Annotated in this window: 18 protein-coding genes; 1 reads left to right on the top strand and 17 read right to left on the bottom strand. The window is 41.9% G+C overall.

Annotated features, from left to right (window positions below; genetic code table 11):
* Positions 1 to 257: 257 nt before the first annotated feature.
* The 13 genes from HY58_RS08215 to HY58_RS08155 form a co-directional block, all read right to left on the bottom strand.
* On the bottom strand, positions 258 to 614 hold the full coding sequence (locus HY58_RS08215; protein ID WP_039130393.1) for a type II toxin-antitoxin system HigA family antitoxin: 357 nt from the start codon (positions 612 to 614) through the stop codon (positions 258 to 260).
* A 3-nt stretch (positions 615 to 617) separates the two neighbouring features.
* Entirely contained in the window at positions 618 to 911 is a 294-nt protein-coding gene (locus HY58_RS08210; RefSeq protein ID WP_039130390.1) for a type II toxin-antitoxin system HigB family toxin, read from the bottom strand.
* 190 nt (positions 912 to 1,101) lie between these two features.
* A complete protein-coding gene (locus HY58_RS08205) occupies positions 1,102 to 1,584 on the bottom strand; it encodes a DUF1772 domain-containing protein (protein WP_039130388.1) in 483 nt (160 codons plus the stop codon).
* Positions 1,585 to 1,647: 63 nt separating this feature from the next.
* Positions 1,648 to 2,496 carry a helix-turn-helix domain-containing protein gene (locus HY58_RS08200; protein WP_052323952.1) on the bottom strand — a complete coding sequence of 283 codons (849 nt, stop codon included), beginning with the start codon at positions 2,494 to 2,496 and terminating at the stop codon, positions 1,648 to 1,650.
* Positions 2,497 to 2,581: 85 nt separating this feature from the next.
* Positions 2,582 to 2,848, bottom strand: a complete 267-nt coding sequence (locus HY58_RS08195) for a hypothetical protein (RefSeq protein WP_039130386.1) — start codon at positions 2,846 to 2,848, stop codon at positions 2,582 to 2,584.
* 111 nt (positions 2,849 to 2,959) lie between these two features.
* Complete coding sequence (locus tag HY58_RS08190) at positions 2,960 to 3,463, bottom strand: hypothetical protein (RefSeq protein WP_039130383.1); 504 nt, start codon at positions 3,461 to 3,463, stop codon at positions 2,960 to 2,962.
* A gap of 171 nt (positions 3,464 to 3,634) precedes the next feature.
* On the bottom strand, positions 3,635 to 4,675 hold the full coding sequence (locus HY58_RS08185; protein WP_082022098.1) for a serine hydrolase: 1,041 nt from the start codon (positions 4,673 to 4,675) through the stop codon (positions 3,635 to 3,637).
* Between the two features lie 17 nt (positions 4,676 to 4,692).
* Positions 4,693 to 6,012 carry a serine hydrolase gene (locus tag HY58_RS08180; protein ID WP_072037598.1) on the bottom strand — a complete coding sequence of 440 codons (1,320 nt, stop codon included), beginning with the start codon at positions 6,010 to 6,012 and terminating at the stop codon, positions 4,693 to 4,695.
* A 446-nt stretch (positions 6,013 to 6,458) separates the two neighbouring features.
* Entirely contained in the window at positions 6,459 to 7,544 is a 1,086-nt protein-coding gene (locus HY58_RS08175) for a two-component regulator propeller domain-containing protein (protein WP_072037597.1), read from the bottom strand.
* Between the two features lie 195 nt (positions 7,545 to 7,739).
* A complete protein-coding gene (locus HY58_RS08170) occupies positions 7,740 to 8,564 on the bottom strand; it encodes a CPBP family intramembrane glutamic endopeptidase (protein WP_172644623.1) in 825 nt (274 codons plus the stop codon).
* A gap of 180 nt (positions 8,565 to 8,744) precedes the next feature.
* Complete coding sequence (locus HY58_RS08165; protein ID WP_039130377.1) at positions 8,745 to 9,044, bottom strand: HigA family addiction module antitoxin; 300 nt, start codon at positions 9,042 to 9,044, stop codon at positions 8,745 to 8,747.
* A 9-nt stretch (positions 9,045 to 9,053) separates the two neighbouring features.
* Entirely contained in the window at positions 9,054 to 9,335 is a 282-nt protein-coding gene (locus HY58_RS08160) for a type II toxin-antitoxin system RelE/ParE family toxin (protein WP_039130376.1), read from the bottom strand.
* Between the two features lie 286 nt (positions 9,336 to 9,621).
* Positions 9,622 to 10,311, bottom strand: a complete 690-nt coding sequence (locus HY58_RS08155; RefSeq protein ID WP_156123622.1) for a hypothetical protein — start codon at positions 10,309 to 10,311, stop codon at positions 9,622 to 9,624.
* A 163-nt stretch (positions 10,312 to 10,474) separates the two neighbouring features.
* On the opposite strand from HY58_RS08155, the gene HY58_RS08150 reads away from it, so the two are divergent.
* The gene (locus tag HY58_RS08150; protein ID WP_039130371.1) at positions 10,475 to 11,539 is read left to right on the top strand and encodes an IS110 family transposase; all 1,065 of its coding nucleotides are present in this window, start codon (positions 10,475 to 10,477) and stop codon (positions 11,537 to 11,539) included.
* 1,296 nt (positions 11,540 to 12,835) lie between these two features.
* Here HY58_RS08150 and HY58_RS08140 read toward each other — a convergent pair.
* The 4 genes from HY58_RS08140 to HY58_RS08125 form a co-directional block, all read right to left on the bottom strand.
* Positions 12,836 to 13,141 carry a helix-turn-helix domain-containing protein gene (locus HY58_RS08140; protein WP_039130367.1) on the bottom strand — a complete coding sequence of 102 codons (306 nt, stop codon included), beginning with the start codon at positions 13,139 to 13,141 and terminating at the stop codon, positions 12,836 to 12,838.
* Positions 13,142 to 13,393: 252 nt separating this feature from the next.
* On the bottom strand, positions 13,394 to 14,692 hold the full coding sequence (locus tag HY58_RS08135) for a site-specific integrase (RefSeq protein WP_052323950.1): 1,299 nt from the start codon (positions 14,690 to 14,692) through the stop codon (positions 13,394 to 13,396).
* 364 nt (positions 14,693 to 15,056) lie between these two features.
* Positions 15,057 to 18,491, bottom strand: a complete 3,435-nt coding sequence (locus HY58_RS19865; protein WP_253271527.1) for an FAD-binding and (Fe-S)-binding domain-containing protein — start codon at positions 18,489 to 18,491, stop codon at positions 15,057 to 15,059.
* Between the two features lie 6 nt (positions 18,492 to 18,497).
* On the bottom strand, positions 18,498 to 18,947 hold the full coding sequence (locus tag HY58_RS08125; RefSeq protein WP_039130364.1) for a cold-shock protein: 450 nt from the start codon (positions 18,945 to 18,947) through the stop codon (positions 18,498 to 18,500).
* Between the last annotated feature and the right edge of the window lie 10 nt (positions 18,948 to 18,957).

The raw sequence follows: 18,957 nt of genomic DNA, 5'->3' as shown, positions 1-18,957 counted from the left end.
CTATGAAAGCGTCAAAAAAGAGGTAATCTGCGTCAGGAGGCTCTACACAATTAGCCTTAGCGGGAAGGGATTGACGAAAGAATTTCGTTAAGATACTCAATGGGATTCAAATAATACATTTTCTTCCAACCCTGAACACTCTTATCAATTCTCCATGGATAGGGTACTAATGTATTGATGGTATAATGTAGGTGGGGGGGCTTACCTGCTGCATTTTCTTGTCGCTCCATTCACAGGCATGGCGTTCCTACTATTCACTAGTAAGGCTGTATTAATACTTCGGTCGGAATATGCAATTTGTCATGAAGCTGACGTATCATTTCCAGCGATAATTTTCTCTTTTTGTTTAAGATTTCACTCGCTCGACTCTTAAGTCCAACCACTTTGGCTAAGTCCGCCTGATTATATCCCAATTGCTCCATGCGAAATTTGATGGCTTCTATAGGGTCTGGTAGTCCAATCGGAAAATGCTCATCCTCGTATTTTTCAATCAAAATACTCAACACTTCCAGTTCGTCTCCCTCTGTGGTATTTTTTTTTGCGTCAAATAGCATTTCCAGTCGCTCCATTGCCTGAGCATAATCCTTTTTGGTTTTTATTGGTTTAACTGTCATTGCTTAAAATTTAGTGGCGTCGATTTTGTCATACTCGGCATGTGTCCCGATGAAACGTATCCACACCATTTGATAATCATAGTTTATTTTCACAATTAGCCGGTAGTGATTGCCTTTGATGTTGAAAACCACCCGGTTGTCCGCTACAAAGCTGGCAGAAGGATATTCGGCCTTGATAACTTTCGTGTTTTTCCATTCCGCTTTGCTCGCCTCCAGGTACCATACTTTTAACTGCTGCTCACAGTCAGAATGCTTTTCCCAGAACTTCCGTAGAATTTTCTTGGCAATAACTCTCAACCTTTAGCTTTTGTCAAAGATACACAATGTTCCCATATTGGGATATATGTATTTGAAAACATCAAAAATTGTGAAGTCAAAGCGCTTGATGCCCAACATTTCGGGTATTCTAACGGCTATTAAGGTAATCGCATGTTAATAGCATGTTTTCCGTTTCAGATACTAATAGTAATCTGATCTCTTTCTGTAATTAACCAAGTTTTTGTGGTCTTGAACTGGCTTTATCCAACGCTATGAAAGTACAGACAAGGCCAGCCAACGTTAACAAACACCTTACCCAACCCATTCTTCCCCATTCTGATGCTGCTTTTTTGAGTGTTTCCGCATCGGGAAGGGGTTTTGAAAGAAACATAATTTCATTGCGGGGATAAAAATAGGTAAAGGTTAAAACCATTGATGAAACATAACAAATTAAAGCAATCCCCAAAAACAACCGAATGGAAGGAAAATTCCAGAATAAGATCAATGCCAACACATTCAAAAGCATGTTTGCTGGGTCTACCACCTGAAAGAAAGTCCCCGGATTGGCAACAACAAAAAAGTCCCTCGTCGCTGTTATGGATTGTGGGATATTGCTTTCCCAGTTGGCTGCATTAACTATGGAATTATAGATAAGGGTAAAAAACAATCCGCTTGAAAATGCAACGCATGCGTATAGAACTTTTTTTCTCATATTTTGTCATTTCTACAAAGCTATCTAGGAGAAAAGAGCCCTGATAGTAGAAAAACGACAAAATCAAATACTGTCCCAATCCAGTTGAAACTGTAAATGTTCGTCAGATAATTCTCTTTGTAAGATCGTAGGTGTGACCCTGGCAAATTCCTTAAAATCTTTGATAAAGTGTGTTTGATCGTAATATCCTAATCCATATGTCAGATCTGTCCAGGAGATGATCGGGCTGCTTTCGAGAATTTTATATGCATTATGAAATCTGGCTATTCGTGCATACATCTTGGCAGGCATACCTAATCGTTCTTTGCATTTCCGCTCAAAACTACGGATACTCATACAAGCCATTCCTGCAATCTTGTCCATATTCGTATTGTAGTTTGCCAGGAGATGTTGCAGGGCAAAGTCAATGGGTAACGCTTCTTTTACCCGGGATAGTTTCCGGAGAAAATATGATTGTATAATACTATCCAATTCGTTTAAAGAAATAGTATCGTGAGACTTATCTAAAAGTTCTTCTATCTCCCTGCCTACAACTTCTCTGGCACTGTAACCATTGTCAAATATTTCCGTCATCGGGATATTCAAAAACCGGTTTAGTCCTCCAGGCTGAAAAATAATTGATACCGTTTTATGGCTTTCTTCAACCAATAATTTGAAGGGAGTGATTTGTGCTCCTATCAATGTACAAGAGGTAACAGTATTGAAATTGTTCTCGCCTGATCTTTTGGATTTAAGCCGGGTATAAAGATTGATGAACATTGCCTGGTCGGGCGAGGGCATATAATTACCCTCAATACTAACCGGACTATCGCCAAAATCAGCTTCTATAATAACGATATTCCGGATCAGCGAACGTAATGCTGGATGAATAATGCATTGTTCTGTACGGATAGTTGGCGTTTGGTTGTTCATCTTTTGCTGTCGATACTTGCACCGAATTGTCGCCACAAACTTTCCTGTACTGTATTAAACATGCTCACTGTTTTCTGGTCTTTGCTTATATATCTACAGGCATAGACATTGTAATCGGGTCTATCACGGTGTGACTGGCTTTCAAGTGAGCATTGGCTGGATCATTTATTATGGCACCAAGTTTTTCAATGTCAGTTACTTCAATTACTAAAACCACTGAATTAGGATCATCTGCATCCTGAAAGGTTTTAAAACTTGAAATTGCTGGAGCAAATATGTTTACTCTGTCTTGATGGCCTTTAAGCCATGTGTCAAAATTACCTACTTTGTGACGAGCTACTATAGTTGGCATAATATCGATTTAATATGATAGAATTATTAAAGTAGAATGTTTTACACCCTCTATTAAAATAGACAATTTGCCTGAATAATGCAAGTAAAACGACGTTCAGGCCTGCTATTCTCAGCAACCGTCTTTGCGAGGGGCACGTTTGTAAATTATTTTACCATCTCGTTCCACATAGTCGCCCGATATTATTGAATATGAATACTTGGGTGCGTACGATACATTATTGCTCCTTATAATTATCTTGTCGTTAACTTTCAGGCTACGTAATTGCAGAAATTCATTAGTCTCTTCCAGCCCGAAACTAATTATATAATCCTCACCATTGATCCTGGCCATCACTCCGAAGCCTAATCGTGAGCCCGGCGGAAGAGAAAGAGAGGTTACAACAGCCTCCATATTGGTGAAAGCGTTTATATGCTTACTTATTTTAGCCGCATCGGCAAGCACTTTTTTACCTTTACGAGACGCTTCCCACTTTTTGAACCTGATACCATCAGGGGTTGCCTCCCATTTGCTCAATTCGGATTTCATTTCAGCAGCAGGGAGTGGCTTGGGCGCAAATACTAGTCCGCTTACCACAACCAGTAGTAAGATCAGCGCATAAATTAGTTTTTTCATATTTTTTAAGTTGGTGCCTCAAAAATACTTTGATTAATTCCTGGATATGTTCATATCAAAACTTAGGAAAAAACTGGAATTTGATCCGAATATCAAGATTGTTGTTATACGCGGCAAAGGGTATAAGCTTGAAATCAGTGCTTAAGAAAACAATGGCGGATAATATAATGCCTATTTTCTGAAATAATACGCTGACAAAGCCCCTACAATAGCTCCCGGATTGGCCTCTTCCGTATTGGTTAATATAATGATGGATAAATCATCATTTACAAAACGGGCATAATTGGATCTGAACCCAGCATTAGCACCACCATGCCAAATGACCTTGTGTCCGTTGCGTTCATCAATATACCATCCGAATCCATAGTGAGCCTTAGATTCAAGGCTGCCAGATGCTTTTATAAATGGCTGCCAAAGCAATTCCCAGTTTTCTTTTTTCAATATCTTATTTTTATCCCTCAATACTTTATCCCATAGTATCATATCGGTGCTGGTAGAAAGAAAACCACCGCTGGGCCGAATGGCAACCATGGCTGTGGCATTAACCAATGTGTCTTTCTTATGCATATACCCATTAGCCCGGTTAGGAATAATTTGATAAAAATCAGTGAGGTAACTATTACCCATTCCTGCTGGAATAAATAACGCAGAATGAATATAATCCTGCCAGGGCATTCCACTTACTTGCTTTATGATTTCTGCCAACATATAATATCCTGTATTACAATATTGGAATTTTTCGCCTGTTTTAAAATCGAGCGGTAAGTTATATGCCGACTTTATAAGGTCTAAATCAGGTTGTATTTTAAAATTGTCATACGCAGGTGGTTCACGTTTCAAGCCTGATGTGTGCGTCATCAGGTTCTTTATCGTAATAGGCCTCCATGTTTCAGGTGCATCTGGAAAATACTTATGTACGCCATCATCAATATCTAGTTTTCCTTCTTCCATCAATTTCATGATAGCTGTTGTGAAAAACTGTTTACTAATTGAACTAATTCTTATTACACTTTCGGAGTTTACCGGCACGTTTAATTCAACATTGGCTAATCCATAACCTTTGTTTGTTACTGTCTCTCCGTTTTTTATGATAGCCAGGGAAAGTCCAACAATTTTTTGCTTCTTCATCATTTGCGTAACAATTATATCAGTACTGTCAACTTGTGCAAATGATAGACAAGGTAAGAGGAGAAAAAGCAGCAGTTTGTTCATTTCAGAATTTTTTATATTTATTCACTCGTTCGCAGATCAACGATCTTGTTTTCTTTGTTGAACTGTATCATTAACCCTAATATCTCTTTACTAAATAATAGCCTGTAACGATACTCTCTGGAATCATTACCCAATTCTTTCCTGGATAGCAACTCGGATTTTAAGAATTTACCCTTTGATTTGAAATAATCCGAACCTCTTTCCTGCATTGTGCTATCCATGATCTCCCGTGCTAGTTCTGCCGCGAGCTGATCTGCACGCAATTTTTTTTCTGTCACATTTATTATAAACTCGTTTACCCGTTTTGTGACACCAGGCTCTGTATCCCTTATTGTTTTTAAACTGGCAATGCTTAACTCAGGTTGATATATACGTAATACTCTTGTTGCGATTTTATAGGTACTGGCACGTTTAAGATTTGCAAATACCACCACTGCTATTTTCTGTTCGGGATAGCGTTTGATAGTGCATTCAAATCCCTGCCAGCTACCATTGTGTTCCAATATTCGTTTGTTATTTACAGAATCAATTGACCAGCCAAACCCATAATTTTCATTTGTTCCATCATTGAGTTTGGTAGGCGCCCACATCATATTGTAATATTCTTTCTTCAGTAGTTTCTCCGCATTTAAAGCTGCTTCCCATTTAGCCATATCCAATGCTGTTACATACATTGAACCATCTGCGGTGGTATTGAGGGTAGGAGATACCCACTCCTGGTTTTTTAAGCTATCATTCAACAACCGATACCCCGCAGCCCTGTTTGGTACAATATCCTCTTCGGTGATGATCCTGGCGGTCGTCATACCCAATGGCGTAAACACCCGTTCCTTTAAATATTCACCATAAAATTTACCTGCCGCTTTACCGATAATGATACCAAGGGTGGCATAACCCATATTACTGTATTGCTGTTTTTCACCTGCTTTAAAGATTAATGGTCTTTTTCTAAACTCCTGATACAAACTATCCTCGGTATAGTTAGCCCAGTAATGCAAATTATTGGTATAGTCGCCAAAGCCGCTGGTATGATTTAGCAGGTTGCGAACGGTAATAGAATCCCATCCTGAAGGTGCATCCGGAAAATATTTAGTGAGCTTATCGTCGAGGCTAATTTTACCATCCTGTACCAGGAGCATTACAGCAAATGCCGTGAACTGTTTGCCTACAGAGCCCGCCTGAAAAATTGTTTCAGCTTTTACAGGCACTTTATGTTCCAGATTAGAATAGCCATAGCCTTTTACAAAATCAATTTTTCCATCACGTACTACAATAAGTGAAAGTCCCGGGATGCGTTGACTTTTCATTTCTGCATTTACCAGCGAATCAACTCGCATGTTTGATTTTGATGGTATTTTGTTTTGTGCAAAGCTGTTGACGCATTGCAAAAAGAAGAAAATGAGAAATAGTCTATTTTTCATTCGTTAAAGTTATTGGTTATTAAATATTTCTTGATTTGGGTGTAGGTAACAATGTCCAAATGTTTGGGGCTCCTGAAATTCTTTTGAATTCGGCTAAGCAAAGCATGTATTTGAGCTAACGCGGAATAATCGACCCGCGGAGATTGTTCGCCGGGAGTGATGGTTTGAATTACCAGGTAACGTTTGCGCAATGTGCAGTTTTCAATGTGTATCATCTAACGGTTTGCGTATTAGTGATAGTGGGGGAATTTGAAAAATGCCAGCCTAATATTTGCACAAAAGTTCAATAGGATTACAAATGTTTAATATACAACTTTTAGCGCCAATATTGACAATACGATGTTGTGCGTTCGTACTTGGCCTTAATATATTCTATCAAAAGACTTGCCATTGAAGCGGTAAACACCATTCCCTCCGAACCACAATTCTCCTTGTTTGTTTTTATATATGGTAGAAATGAATGTAGGTCCAAGCCCATCCTTTTCAGTAAAATTTGTAATTGAGGTGCCATCATATTTCCAGACTCCAGAATCTACTGTACCGATCCAGATAATTCCCTCAGCATCCTCTCCAATAGAATAAGCTCTCTCAAGTGAATTTCCTTTGGTGTCTTCCTTTGTCAGTTTGTGTTTCGTTGTGAAATTGATAGCTTCTTTCCCATCATATACCAAAACACCGCTTCCATTATTCGCCATCCAAAGATTTCCTTTGCGGTCTTCTATGAAGCCCCGGATATGCAGACCTCTTTCTTCTTTGGTCAATCCGAAAAATTCATCATTTAATATTTTAAAATCTTTGCCATTGTATCCAATCAATGCTTTGTAGGTTCCAAACCAGATCGTACCATTTTTACCTCTTACGAAAGGCGTCGAAATTGAATACTGAAACCCATGCACATCGTCGGATCCTGGTATTACAGGGAATGTGCGATAGGATAGTTTTTTTCCGTCATACTGGTACACGCCGGAGGCTCTTTCAAGATCGTTGTAGCCGGATCCTATTTGGTCAGCTTTAAACCAAATATCTTTATCGCCTATTTTCCATTCTCCTGTTGAATCGTAATTTCTTTCTTTGTAAACAGATATTTTCTGTCCATCATAAACACTTAATCCTTCACCACATTCAAACCATATTAAACCATTCTTATCTTCATAAATATTTCTTACCTGGTTGTGACTTAACCCGTCTTGTGTTGTGAAATATTGGAACATGCCGTTATGAAGTAAACACACGCCTTCTTTGTCACTACCAAACCAAATGTTTCCTCTACTATCCTCTAAAAAGGACCGAACTCCCGTTGTGTATTTCAACCGTTCGATGTTAGTCTTAGCCTGCACTTTTTGATTTTCTTTATTTGGTTGACTTTGACTATTGCACGAGATTGTTACAGCTATTAAAAATGTCCAACCAAGGATAAAGATGTTTTGATTTCGTGATTTCACTTTCATAGTCACGGTTTATTTAGTATGACGCACAACGTTAAGGTTTTGGCGAAGGCAGGGAGCTTCTTATTCGACTGCCCATACAAATGTTGATTAAAAATAAAATGTTCATTGATAATTCTAAAGCTGAATAGATAACGTCCAGTCGACAACTGATGCTAATTAGCGGTTTGAAGACGATAATACTTGCGTCAACACTGCTTATGCCAATGCATTGTTAGTGGTAGTTTTTCGTCTCAAGTATACTTCCATTGTTAACAACCCAAGAACGAGAATTGCTATAGATGGAAGTATGATTGTTAAGTCCATACCATAAAAGGTCGTTGTCACTGTGTCTGTAGGTGTAATCGTCCATATGGAAGTAGGATTGTCTTTTGCACCAAAAGCGGAAGTCGTCAAATTTGCTGCATAATGAATTCCAGTGGACATAGCAATACCTTTTGAATAGATAGCTGCTATTCCGAATATTAAGCCCCAAACTGCTGGTCCTAAGAAAGAACTGGCTATAGTCCATCCGTTTACGATGTGATACAAAGCAAAGAGAATAGAAGTTATTACGATAGAAAGTCTTATGCTTGTCTTATCTTCTAGAATTTGAAGTGGATAAGCCCTAAATCCTAATTCTTCCATGAACGCTAAAGGGATTAATGGGGTGGTGACTACCAGAAAATACCAAATATTACTATTCTGATTAAGCTTAATTCCAACATTTGTAAAGTACATCACACCTGCTGCTAAAAGTCCCATGATAGAAACACCAACCAGAACTCCAACTAAAAACCGAATGATGGTCTTTCTATCAAAATAGAGCTCTATTGCTGAAAACTTTTTCTTGTCAAATGTCAAAAACAACCAAGTCGCTACAAAAGCAGCAAGTGTCCCGATTATTCCGTGAGAAAGTCTTTCAGCGGACGATGGAAGAAAATTTTTGAAAAAGGAAAGAACAACGAAAAGCGCTGTAAATACTAAACAAAATAAGGTCGCCTTAAATATAGCTTTTGCTTTACTTGATAGTCTGTTTTGCATGTTCTGGTGTCTCGCTAAATTACCGCTAACGTTCCGGGGTTTGGCGAAGGCAGGGGAATAAAATTCCATCTGCCTGCACTTGGTCGTATCTTTTTCTTTATTACGGCCAATGTACGAAAGCACAATAGAATTACAAAAGCCTAAGGCTTATTCCCAAACCCAACTTTACCAAAGCCCTTGTTATGCGGCCTTAGTTTTCGCTGATGGAATGGATTTCAATTGTTCTTTTAGTGCGAGTTGTTCTTCTTCTATGTCGAAATCATCTTGAAGACCTAACCAAAATTTTGGAGAATTACCAAAATATTTGCTGAAACGTAAAGCTGTATCAGCGGTAACACGTCTTTGACCTTTGATGATTTGGGAAATACGAGTTTGAGGAATGGAAATGTCTTTAGATAAACGATAGGCTGTAATTCCTAAAGGAGTCAAAAACTCTTCTTGAAGAACTTCACCCGGATGAATATTTTTAAGTCTGGCCATGATATTACTTTAATGATAATCCAAAATTTCTACTTCAAATGCATTTCCACTTTGCCACTTAAAAATGATACGCCATTGATCATTTATTCGGATGCTATAAAATTCTTTCATGCGTCCAGAAAGTTTCTCCAGGCGATTGCTAGGAGGTACTTTCAAGTCAATGAGATTTGTTGAGTTATTCAACATTCTCAATTTTCGGCGTCCAGTTTCTTGAATTTCTCCAGGTAATCCCCGTACTCTACGTCCATTCCATATTTTCTCTGTATCTGTATTACCAAATGAAACTATCATAATGACTTATGGCGATAGTGTCGCCAAAGATAAGTAAATAAAATGATCTGTAAGAAATTTTGCTGAGAGGGTTCTAATGCCGCATAACGTTAAAGCATTTGTGTTTCTGGCGGAATTTGAAATCTGTTTCCTCGGTACAAATGCCGATGTAAAATACAAATGTTCATTGTTTATTCTATTGCTCAATTTATAACGTCCGGCTGGGGCAGAAGCGGATAGTAGCACACAGTTGAAGCGGCGTTATCAGTCCGCCGACATAACACAAATGCAATGTTATGTGCTGTATTTACTCTGCCCATAAAAGAAAATTTATTATTTGGTACTTCCTTTTTTCTTCTTGGTTTTGGGAACCCTGAAACAAAGGCGAGAAGCCGCTATTCTTTAGTTTGTCATTGTCGGAAAGAACGGATGTCGTAATAACATCCAAACGTTTATACAAGTCTGGATGTATAGATTTTGAAATCTTGTCGACTAGTTTGATATAAATATTTAAGTTGGAAATGGATGTCTTTGGTGACAGTTGTAAATGAATGTCATTAAGTAGAATGGCATAAATGTCAGGATAGAATTTAAATGTCTGCAACGATAGAAGCGATGACAAATATGCCTTAGGTTGTACATATTTTTGATTTTTGTCCATTTCAATTAAAAATGTCGAAAGCTTCGTATTTAAAACTGTGTCGTAAGTTGCTTTAAGTTGTCGTAATGAATTTTGTAGTTCATTGGAAAGTCTAAGTTCTCTTCTAAGATTACGGTACTTAGGTAATAAGTCAGTTTTTAGATTCGTTATGTAGTTTGTCGCTAAAATGATGTCTGCATTCAAGGCTGTGTCAGCCAGACATTTTTTAAACTCCTCTTTTGTCAGTATTGTACTGTCACATGAATTTGCTACAAAAATTTGTCCGTATGAGTTAACACTGAGGATAGTGAAGAATAGAATAAATAAAAATAGTAAGTGTCTCATGATATAGCGCATAACGTTAAGGGATTGGCGAAGGCGGGCGCCAGTTACTTTTTTTATTCATTTGAGTGTTAGCAGCCCGCTTTTGCCAAGCATCTATGTAAAAGCGATAATCTAAGCTGCTCGATATTTGATGTGGTTTAATTGACATTATTCCTTAACCACTAAAATTAGAACCATGCAGTCTCAAATTATCGCTACTCCAAAGTTATTCATTGGAGTAGATGTACACAAGAAAACCTGGAGTGTTCACATGAGAACTGATATCAGTGATCATAAGGGATTTTCCATGCCTGCTAATCCTGACATACTTATCGATTATGTTCTCAAACATTTCTCTAACCATGAAGTTGCGATCACCTACGAAGCTGGTTGTTGTGGGTTTAGTGCCGCCAGAGCATTTCTAAACCTCGGTTGGTCCGTTACCGTTGTTAATCCAGCAGATATTCCCCGAATGGACAAACAATGCTACCAGAAAACTGACAAGATCGATTGTCGTAATCTTTCCAAACAACTTCAACAACAGCAACTTAAAGCAATCTATATTCCTACTGAGGCTGAGGAGCAACTCAGAAGCTTACTCCGGCAACGTAACCAAATTGTGCAATTACTTCGGAAAACTAAAAACCAAATAAAAGCATTGTTATTATTTCATGGCACCAAGGTGCCGGATGAATTTGACAACCCAAACTGGAGCAAGGCTTTTATACTATGGATGCAGCAACTTCCTTGGGTGCATATTACTGGTTTGCAAACAATGCAAAGTAAACTTAGGGTATTGAAAATTTTACAGCAAGAGTATCTGCAAACCAGTAATGAACTCAGGGCATACTGCAGGAAAATCCATACTAAAGATTATTACCTGCTGAAATCCATTCCTGGCATCGGTGGACTACTGGCTGCTGCTATACTTGCAGAACTGGGCGATATCCGCAGATTCAACAATGAACGACAGTTTGCAAATTGTATTGGCATAGTACCTGGCATCCATCAAAGCAGTGAAACAAATAGTACAATGGGTATTACACCGAGGTGTAAACCACTTTTACGATCCTACCTGATTGAAGCAGCCTGGGTCGCCATCAGAACTGATCCCTCGATCCAGACGTATTACCGCAAACATGCCGCCCGAAACTCAAAATCCGTAATTGTTAAGGTAGCACATAAAATGTGTCGCCGTATTCTCTCCGTAATCAAAACTGAAACCCCGTACCAAATAAGTTATAAACCAGAATATAAATAATTAATAACCCTAATTCTTTAAAGCTAATTCAATCTTGTGGGTCGACTACAAAACATGGTTGGTAGCGCATATTTAGTAACTACATTGCCAAGCAGGTAGCGGCCCATATATTCTTTACAACCAAAAAGATGTCGGTAGTCTCGAAATTTTCGGGAACTACATATAGGAGGCGGAGCTTAAAGAATAAAATCTTGTCGCACAATTGTGCTCATGTATTTTTGGAGCATTTAAATAACTCCATGCAGCTTCAGAAAAATCCATGAACTCAATTGTGCCTAAAATACTATTATGCAGTAACTTTATTACCATACAAGCAGTTTCAGAACGCTTTACATAGGATACCATGTTATGCGCCGGCCGCTTAATCTTTTACCGCTTTGTTTTATTTGCCGGTTTCCGGTCGGGGGCTGGCCACTCGGAGTATCCAACCGTGTACACCCAACCGAGATTGCGGAAATCCCATTTCCGCGATCGGTGCATCATATCAGTATTTCAAATCCAGGGCAACCTTGTTTATTCATTTTTATTTCAGGTGTATTCACCATCTATAAACCGTGATTTGTGGATCGTGAAGCTGCCAATTTCCTTGTAGCTTTGACTAGCCTGCGGGCCTCGCCGCTTTGCGAGCAAGCTCACAGTCGCTCCACCCGCAGGCTAGCTCACCTCACTAATTATTTACCAGTTTTTCTCTTCCTTATCCCTGGTATTGAACACTGATAGGAACTGGAAGATCTTTGCAATACTTAACGCTTTTTATTGTTACACTGGAGGACTGTTCCAAGGACAGCCCCACGACTGGCGCATAACGTTTGTATTTGTGCATTAGGCGAATTTGAAATCTTTTAATTTATTCGCAAATGCGAATCCAAGGTATTGCGATTTGCGCAATAAAATTGCAGGTTTTGGTTTTGAAAAAATCTGGATGGAGCAGTGTTATTTTAGTTGCATTCATTGATCTCCCCCCTTTCCTAAAACCCGTTACAGGGAGCCAAAACCTTAACCAGGGAGCGGTAAAATCACCCATTTTTGCTCACTCCATTTGTACTACCCCCTTTTTTTGCTTTGTCAAAATACAGCCCGCGCTCGTTTTGATACCTCCTGCGCACTAATTTCTACCTCCTGCGAATTTTATTTGGATTCCTTGCTGCCACAGGGTATTGTTGTTATTGTCAAATAACATTCAATTATTCTGAATCATTTTTTATGCAAAAACAATTCTTTACCGTCACCAGTTTCTAAGCGGTGGACTGTCACGAATGGACAAAATCACATTCTTCTGGCTTGACGTAACTATCGTCAAAGTTTGATAGATAACTTTATTGTTCCACCCAAACCTATTTCAACAATTTTTTGAAGCGTCGAAATACGAACTTCCTTCACATCGTTTTCAATTTTTGAAATATAAGATTTTGTCGTACCGACTTTCTCAGCTAGTTCTTCCTGTGTCATTCCTTTTTCAAGTCTAGCTTCGTGAAGTAACGCGCCGATTTTAAAGTTTTCATAACCGGCCTCAAGATTTTCACGTTTGGCAGTTCCACGTTTACCGTACTGTTTATCCTTGAACTGGTCAAGGGTAGTGATGTTACTTTTTTTCGCTTTCATACTCTCTCTTTCTAAAAAAATAGGGTCCGACGTTTCTGCCTTTGTCCACTATGCAAAGTTACTAAAATGTTGTACTAAAGTGAAACATAATATTTTCTTCCGGGATGCTGAGGTTTTTTGTTAATGGCAATGAAATTGAAGCATTTGCGCAGGAAAAGCGGTGTTTGCGCTTTTTAGATTTTGGTTATTCAAGCGTTAATGTGTTGCACAATCCGGATTGAGAAATTGCGACAATGCAGAGAATGGCGGGGGCTAGTCTTTCCACTCCTTGCCCTTGAATAATTCATCCAGCGGATTGATCATCGTTACCAGGTCACGCCGGCGTACATGCAGATAACGCTCCGTCGTCTTGATGCTGAAATGGCCCAGCAATTCCTTGATATACCTGATGTCAATTCCCTTCTCTAATAAATGCGTCGCAAAACTATGGCGCAGTACATGAAAACTGACATCCTTGCGAATGCCGGCCCGCTCCTTCGCTTTTTGAAATATCATCTGCGCCGATCTCGTCGAGTAGGGCTGCCCGGGTCTTTCGCCCTCAAATAAATATACCCCGGGCCGCGGATCGGCCTGCTGCAGGTAGGCCCTTAATACATCCAGCAATAACACACTTAATCCTACATAACGATCCTTCTTGCCCTTCGACTGCTCAATTCTTATCTGCATCCGGCCACTATCTATATCCGAAAGCCGCAAACTAACTACCTCGCTTACCCGCAAACCCGCACTGTAGGCGGTAAATAGTAAGGCCTTATGTTTCAGATTGGTTACCGACGAAAACATCCGCTCTAACTCGCCTTCGCCCAACACATTTGGCAACTGATCCGGCTTCTGCGGCCGCGGGATCTCCCAGAAAAACTTCTCCCGGCCTAATACCTGTTCATAATAAAACTTCAATGCATTTAGTCGGCTATGCGCAGTATGCTCACTTAATCCCTGCTTCTCTAACAACTCTACCATATATGACTTTATGCCCTCCTCATTCACCTCCTGCACCGTGCGGTCTCCCAGGTATTTCATGAAGATCCGCAGCTCATTCATGTAGGTCCTGATGGTGTTGGCACTATAAGCTTTTAATATTAGTAATTGCTGGAATTTAGCAAGTTGCTCCTGGTTCCCTGGATTGATATGAACCGGTAGAGGTGCCGCCTGCCGCAGGGGTAACTGGACTGCTTCACTTTTAGTATTGTTCTTCTGTTCCCCCGCATCCTCCTTTTCCTTTTTCTCCCCCCGATGCATGAAACCTCTTGTTGCTTCGGCAATGGCATTGTCCTTATTTACCAGCACTGGCTCTTCGGGAATCCTGCCGATCTTGTCGCGGATGAATCGCTTTAAGATACTGTTGTCGATCTGCGCCTTCCCCTCCAGCTGCTCCAGGAGCTGCTCATAATTTGCCCGGCACAGTGGAATGCAATTGCATCGATGCTCCTTACTCCATAACACGCCCTCCAACGCCCAAACCAACTGATTCAATGTTTCACTCTTGCGGTAATACAAACCCACACATAAATAACCACCATGCCCCAATGGCCTTAACTGTACCTTCTCCATAACGCACATTTTCCTGTTCACACTTCAGATACCTTCATTGCTTCGCCACCCCGGTCACATTCTTCTTAAAAAAAGGATTCAGGTTAGCACGAGCACAGCCCAAAATAGACAACTGATTCCAATTAAACAATAACCAGTTTGTGGTATTTCTGCACATCATTCTTGGCAGCCGCTTCCATTTCAGATTGGGTGAAAACACGGGATAAAAAAAGCGACTGCCCACTAACGTTAGTGGAACAGTCGCTCAAGTATCTGATTTAGGGTTAAGATTATTCGGGGGACTATATTACCTGGAATTTACCCGCGTTGAGTCGAAGTATGCATATTTGAAACGCTTAGCTATGCCTGGATCTCTTCACTTCCATCACAACAACGCATCATACAATACCTCAACAGGATGTAATGCCTTCCTTCCCGTGCCGTCCTTGATCTGGTGGCGGCAACTGGTGCCGGGCGCGGCTATGATGGTATCGGCCGATGAACTGCGTACCGCCGGCAATAATACCAGCTCGCCTACCTTCATCGATAATTCATAATGCTCTTTCTCATATCCGAAACTTCCTGCCATGCCGCAGCAGCCCGATGGAATGGTCTCCACTGTATAGTTCGCCGGTAAGCCCAACAACTGCACCGAGGCCGCTACCGTTGATAACGACTTCTGCTGGCAATGCCCATGCAACTTCACAGATCGCGGCTCTTTGGTGAACAACTCCGACCTGATATTTCCCTTGCCGATCTCCCGCGCAATGAACTCATCTATCAACAGGCAATTGGCCGATAATCGCTTCGACGCCTCCAGCAATTCATCATCCACCAAATCAGGATACTCATCCCTGAAGGTCAGTATCGCAGATGGCTCCACACCTATCAACGGCGCTTCCTCCGTTACCAGCCCTTCCAGCATCCGCACATTCTTATTGGCGATCTTCTTTGCATGCCGCAACAACCCTTTCGATAACCAGGCCCTCCCACTTTCTTCATGCTCAGGCAATATAACCTCATAGCCTAAACGCTCCAGCAACAATATCGCCTTGATGCCTATCGCCGTATCATTGTAATTCGTGAACTCATCACAGAAAAAATATACTCTTCTCGGTTCGCCCGATGGTGTGGCGGGGGAAGAAATACTGTTATTGGAATTTGCTCCGGCATTGGAACTTGGCCCTGAATGGGAACCTGCTACTTCATTTGCTGCTGTACCTGAATTAGCCCCCATGCCCGAATCGGCCGCTGTACCCGGATTGGCAGCCGTCTGGCTCGCAGCAGCAAGATCACCCGCCGCTGAGGCCGGGTTTGCTGTTGTTGCCTCATCAGGTGTAGTGCTGTCATTGGCCGTTATTGCATCAACCGGAACGGTCGCATGATCTGGCGATTCCGCCTCTATCAGCGAGGCCGCATCTGCTCCTTTATGGAGATCATTTTTTACTGACGCGGTTTGAACTGTACTATAACCTTTATCCTCAACTGCCTGCTCTCGCAGTATCTCTGTTTCCTCAGCCGTCTGCCCTTGCTGTATCTCCTTTTTATCTACCGCATGGGGACTCCCCTTCATAAACGTCATCCCGCCCGGTGCCTGGTTGGCCAATGCAGCCTCCTTAATGGTAGACGCAAAATCGATCTCCAGCTCGCGGTTCCGCAGATGCTTGCGATGCCAGCGCCGAAGCGTAAAAGAATGCAGCGTAGGCATAGATCGCGCCACCGCAAAACCCGAGAGCTGCTTAACCCAACCCGAGATCAGCCCATTGGTCATGATGAAATTATAGACCCGCGGTACCAACGCACCCAACATAGCCGATCGCGTGAAATTGGCTATCAGCCTCGATCGCATCGGCACGCCATTGGCATCATAATACTGTTGCAGGAACTCGGCCTTCAGCTTCGCCATATCCACATTGGAGGGACATTCACTTTTGCAGGCCTTGCAACTCAAACACAGATCCATCACCTCCTTGATCTCCGCATGATCAAAACGGTTAGGCTTATCCGAATGCGTCAGGAACTCCCTTAATATATTCGCCCTCGCCCTCGTCGTATCTTTTTCATTTCGGGTAGCCATATACGATGGACACATGGTTCCGCCCGATAAATGACTCTTCCTGCAATCGCCCGATCCATTGCACTGTTCCGCATGCTGCAATACATCCTGGTTATGATAACGGAACACCGTCTTGAAGGCCGGCGTCTTCTGCCCCGGCTCATAACGTAGCATCGTATCCATCGGTGGCGTATCAACGATCTTGTTCGGATTGAAAATATTCTCCGGATCCCAGCTCCTCTTGATCTCTTTCAACAACCCGTAATTCTTTTCACCCACCATCTGCCTTATGAACTCGCCCCTCAATCTTCCATCTCCATGCTCACCACTCAGCGAGCCATTGTATTTTTTCACCAGCGTGGCGATCTCTTCCGCGATCACCCTGAACAACCGGTTTCCTTCTTTCGTCTTCAGGTTTATGATGGGTCGCAGATGCAACTCACCCGAACCCGCATGCGCATAATGCACCGAGTACAATCCATGCTTCTTCAGTATCTCATTGAAATCCCTGATATAGGCGGGCAGGTCCTGCACATCCACCGCCGTATCCTCAATTACCGGCACCGCCTTATCATCACCGGGCAGGTTGCTGAGCAGTCCCAGTCCCGCTTTGCGCAGGGTCCAGATCTTCTTGGTATCAGCGCCGAATAATAGGGGGAAATGATACCCTAAGCCCGCAGCACGCATTTCCTGCTCCACCTTCTCCGCGATGTCAACAACCTCCTCGCGCGATTGTCGCGCAAATTCTACCACCAGTATCGCGCCGGGATCACCCTTCACGAAGAAGCGGTTCTTCATCTGCTCGCGGTTATTTTTGGTGCAGTCCAGTATATAATGGTCGATCAGCTCACTGGCACTGGGATTATATTTTAACGCGATAAGATTTGCATGCAGCGATTCATCTATACTATTGAAATGTACACATAGCAATCCCACTTCTTTGGGAGGCAGGGGTACAACATTTAATTTTATCTCTGTGAGGAAGGCAAGGGTGCCCTCCGAGCCTGCTATGAGCTGGCAGAAATTGAAATCAGCCTCTCCCGCAGTAAAGGGGGCAGTATCTAAAAGCATGTCAACGGCATAACCCGTATTCCTGCGTTCTACTGATTTCCTGGGAAACTCTTTTCTTATCTCTACCTGGTTATCGTAATTGCTTAACAGCGTTCTCACGGTCCGGTATATCCGATTTTCTAAAGCATCGCCTTCACATTTCTGGTGGAACTCGTCAAGATTCATCGCACCAAAAACTGCTTCACTCCCATCACTCAGCAATGCCTTCACTTCTAACAGGTGCTCACGCGTACTGCGGTATACAACCGAGTTGGAGCCACAGGAATTATTTCCCACCATGCCGCCGATCATCGCGCGGTTGGCAGTGGAGGTCTCGGGACCAAAAAACAACCCATGGGGATGCAGGTACATATTGAGCTCATCACGCACCACACCGGGTTGCACGCGCACCCAGTTTTCGGCAGTGTTAAGCTCCAGGATCTTGTTGAAATATTTGGAAACATCCACCACGATACCGCTCCCAACCACCTGCCCTGCCAGCGATGTGCCGGCGGTGCGGGGGATCAGGGAGGTCTTGTGGAGCCGGGCAAATTGAATGAGCGCCCGGATATCATCTTCAGTTTTGGGAATGGCAACGGCCAGTGGCATCTCACGGTAAGCAGAGGCATCCGTAGCGAAGAGGGTCCGCATCGCTACATCATGATACAACTCTCCCGCTAACTGGCGGCCCAGCTGCTCCAGTGCTTGGTTCATATCACCCTATACCTTTTTTACGTTGATGGCAACGGGACCTTTCTGCCCCATTTCAACCTCAAACATTACCTTATCGTTCTCGGAGATTCTTGTTTTCAGGCTGTTGATGTGAACAAAAACCGATTCACCGGTCTCTGAATCCTTGATGAAACCAAAACCCTTCGCGTCATTGAAAAAAGCCACCGTGCCGGTTCTTTCTCCATTGATCTCAACATCTTCATGTTTGGGTACACCGATCTGGATATCTTCTGCATTATACACCCGCTTCTTATTGGGATCGGGGGGTGAATTGGAGATATTTCCGTTCTCATCGATATAGGCCATCATATCATCCAGGCTTTTGCCCTTTGATGTGTTGGCTTTGCGCTCAGCGCTTTTCTCGGCTTTTTCCTGCCGCTGTTTTAGTCTTTTCTTTTCTTTTTCTTTTTTACTAAATGAATCCTGGGATCTAGCCATATTTTATTTT

The sequence above is a fragment of the Flavihumibacter sp. ZG627 genome, from assembly GCF_000814325.1.
Taxonomy (GTDB): domain Bacteria; phylum Bacteroidota; class Bacteroidia; order Chitinophagales; family Chitinophagaceae; genus Flavihumibacter.
The sequence above is the reverse complement of the archived record's forward strand: the minus strand, read 5'-3'. Positions and strand labels throughout refer to the sequence as shown.

Coding starts and splice junctions, on each gene's coding strand:
- HY58_RS08215 (WP_039130393.1), bottom strand. CDS start 614: ATGACAGTTAAACCAATAAAAACCAAAAAGGATTATGCTCAGGCAATG.
- HY58_RS08175 (WP_072037597.1), bottom strand. CDS start 7,544: ATGAAAGTGAAATCACGAAATCAAAACATCTTTATCCTTGGTTGGACA.
- HY58_RS08150 (WP_039130371.1), top strand. CDS start 10,475: ATGCAGTCTCAAATTATCGCTACTCCAAAGTTATTCATTGGAGTAGAT.
- HY58_RS08165 (WP_039130377.1), bottom strand. CDS start 9,044: ATGGCCAGACTTAAAAATATTCATCCGGGTGAAGTTCTTCAAGAAGAG.
- HY58_RS08140 (WP_039130367.1), bottom strand. CDS start 13,141: ATGAAAGCGAAAAAAAGTAACATCACTACCCTTGACCAGTTCAAGGAT.
- HY58_RS08180 (WP_072037598.1), bottom strand. CDS start 6,012: ATGCGAGTTGATTCGCTGGTAAATGCAGAAATGAAAAGTCAACGCATC.
- HY58_RS19865 (WP_253271527.1), bottom strand. CDS start 18,491: ATGAACCAAGCACTGGAGCAGCTGGGCCGCCAGTTAGCGGGAGAGTTG.
- HY58_RS08135 (WP_052323950.1), bottom strand. CDS start 14,692: ATGGAGAAGGTACAGTTAAGGCCATTGGGGCATGGTGGTTATTTATGT.
- HY58_RS08125 (WP_039130364.1), bottom strand. CDS start 18,947: ATGGCTAGATCCCAGGATTCATTTAGTAAAAAAGAAAAAGAAAAGAAA.
- HY58_RS08185 (WP_082022098.1), bottom strand. CDS start 4,675: ATGAACAAACTGCTGCTTTTTCTCCTCTTACCTTGTCTATCATTTGCA.
- HY58_RS08195 (WP_039130386.1), bottom strand. CDS start 2,848: ATGCCAACTATAGTAGCTCGTCACAAAGTAGGTAATTTTGACACATGG.
- HY58_RS08190 (WP_039130383.1), bottom strand. CDS start 3,463: ATGAAAAAACTAATTTATGCGCTGATCTTACTACTGGTTGTGGTAAGC.
- HY58_RS08155 (WP_156123622.1), bottom strand. CDS start 10,311: ATGCGCTATATCATGAGACACTTACTATTTTTATTTATTCTATTCTTC.
- HY58_RS08205 (WP_039130388.1), bottom strand. CDS start 1,584: ATGAGAAAAAAAGTTCTATACGCATGCGTTGCATTTTCAAGCGGATTG.
- HY58_RS08160 (WP_039130376.1), bottom strand. CDS start 9,335: ATGATAGTTTCATTTGGTAATACAGATACAGAGAAAATATGGAATGGA.
- HY58_RS08170 (WP_172644623.1), bottom strand. CDS start 8,564: ATGCAAAACAGACTATCAAGTAAAGCAAAAGCTATATTTAAGGCGACC.
- HY58_RS08200 (WP_052323952.1), bottom strand. CDS start 2,496: ATGAACAACCAAACGCCAACTATCCGTACAGAACAATGCATTATTCAT.